This window comes from Loigolactobacillus bifermentans DSM 20003 (assembly GCF_001434575.1).
In the GTDB taxonomy this organism is placed as follows: Bacteria; Bacillota; Bacilli; order Lactobacillales; family Lactobacillaceae; genus Loigolactobacillus; species Loigolactobacillus bifermentans.
This window is the reverse complement of sequence record NZ_AZDA01000131.1, coordinates 1-278: the sequence shown is the minus strand read 5'-3', so window position 1 is coordinate 278 and position 278 is coordinate 1. Positions and strand designations below refer to the sequence as shown.

At 48.9% G+C, this 278-nt stretch carries 1 protein-coding gene; it reads right to left on the bottom strand.

Annotated features, from left to right (window positions below):
• Positions 1 to 278: MBG domain-containing protein (locus FC07_RS16020; RefSeq protein ID WP_268888243.1), on the bottom strand; the 278-nt coding region annotated here is incomplete at both ends.

Genomic DNA, 278 nt, shown 5'->3' with positions numbered 1-278 from the left:
GCTTGCACGTCATCCGCTGTAATCGTGTAATTCAGATTAACTGCTTGTAACTTCGCTAAGCCGCTAGTGCTCAAAGTCACATCATAACTGCCTGCATTTTCAGAAGCATCGCTGCGGGCAAAATCGTCGCTGGTCCAGTCCGTTGGGGCCATTAAACCATTTAAGGTTACAGCGTAAGTCGTTGGATCCGTGGCACTGTCCCCATCGTAAACTTTAGTCTGATTGCCAACTTTAATACTATCGGTGGCCACGCTAGCTGGCGTAATGGTCAAGCTGCC